Raw genomic sequence first — 1,476 nt, 5'->3', positions numbered from 1 at the left:
GTACAGGTTAAGCCTGATAACCAATACAAAACAGGAACTGGGTTTTCTTTGCTTGCGTTAGGTGGCAAGAAAATCGCAAAACGCATGTTGCAGTCAAGCGTTGCAGAAAAGTGGGTGTATTGTTTGTGCCAACCACCAGCAACCTTTGCTTGGCTAATGTTTTCGATTGTCATCTATTGTGCTCCGTTAGGTTGATGGTTTTGGGGGATAACATGTCTATATCATTTAAAGTTTCACCACCCACCGGGCAGGAGGTGGTGAAGACAGTTTGTTGCTTCTCATTTATAGCTTTGGCCTCGACACCTAAGTATCGAGACCAAGGAGAATTATTTATCCATGTGTAGAACAGTACGGATAGATTCACCTTTGTGCATTAGGTCGAATGCTTCGTTTACGTCTTGCAGACCCATAGTGTGAGTAATGAACTCCTGAAGACCAAACTCACCTGCAATGTAGCGGTTAACGATTTCTGGAAGCTCAGAGCGGCCTTTAACACCACCGAAAGCAGAACCACGCCATACACGACCAGTCACTAGTTGGAATGGACGAGTTGCAATCTCTTGACCTGCACCCGCAACACCAATGATTACTGATTCGCCCCAACCTTTGTGGCAGCACTCAAGTGCTTGACGCATCACGTTTACGTTACCAATACACTCAAAAGAGTACTCAACACCACCGTCTGTCATCTCAACGATAACGTCTTGGATTGGTTTGTCGAATTTAGTTGGGTTGATGCAGTCAGTCGCGCCAAGCTGTTTTGCTAGCTCGAATTTGCTCTCATTGATATCAACACCGATGATGCGGTCAGCACCAGCCATGCGAGCACCAATGATTGCAGAAAGACCGATACCGCCTAGGCCGAATACAGCAACGTTGTCGCCTTTTTCAACTTTAGCTGTGTTTAGTACAGCGCCCATACCTGTTGTTACACCACAACCTAGAAGACAAACTTCTTCAAGTGGTGCTTCTTTGCTTACTTTCGCTAGAGAGATTTCTGGAAGTACTGTGTACTCAGAGAAAGTAGAGCAACCCATGTAATGGAAAATCGTTTCGCCATTGATAGAGAAGCGGCTTGTACCGTCTGGCATTAGGCCTTTACCTTGCGTTTCACGAACCGCTTGGCATAGGTTAGTTTTACCAGATTTACAGAACTTACATTCGCCACATTCAGCTGTGTAAAGTGGGATAACGTGGTCGCCAATCTCAACACTTGTAACGCCTTCGCCGATCATCTCAACGATACCGCCACCTTCGTGACCAAGGATTGAAGGGAAGATACCTTCTGGATCGTCACCTGATAATGTGAATGCGTCAGTGTGACAAACACCAGTAGCAACGATGCGAACTAGAACCTCACCAGCTTTAGGAAGTTGTACATCAACTTCTTCCATTTTTAGTGGCTCGCCAGCTGCCCATGCAACCATTGCTTTTGATTTGATATGCGTTTGACCAGGTTTAATTTCGATTGTCATT

Annotated in this window: 2 protein-coding genes; both read right to left on the bottom strand. The window is 45.5% G+C overall.

What is annotated here, in order from left to right; all coding sequences use genetic code 11:
- Positions 1-173: alpha/beta hydrolase-fold protein (locus AB4653_RS23980; protein WP_372105496.1), on the bottom strand; the 173-nt coding region annotated here is incomplete at its 3' end.
- A gap of 153 nt (positions 174-326) precedes the next feature.
- On the bottom strand, positions 327-1,475 hold the full coding sequence (locus AB4653_RS23975; RefSeq protein WP_102258263.1) for an S-(hydroxymethyl)glutathione dehydrogenase/class III alcohol dehydrogenase: 1,149 nt from the start codon (positions 1,473-1,475) through the stop codon (positions 327-329).
- Between the last annotated feature and the right edge of the window lies 1 nt (position 1,476).

The organism is Vibrio sp. 10N.222.48.A3 (assembly GCF_041475345.1).
Taxonomy (GTDB): Bacteria; Pseudomonadota; Gammaproteobacteria; order Enterobacterales; family Vibrionaceae; genus Vibrio; species Vibrio tasmaniensis_A.
This window is presented reverse-complemented; position numbering and strand designations above follow the sequence as displayed.

Coding starts and splice junctions, on each gene's coding strand:
- AB4653_RS23975 (WP_102258263.1), bottom strand. CDS start 1,475: ATGACAATCGAAATTAAACCTGGTCAAACGCATATCAAATCAAAAGCA.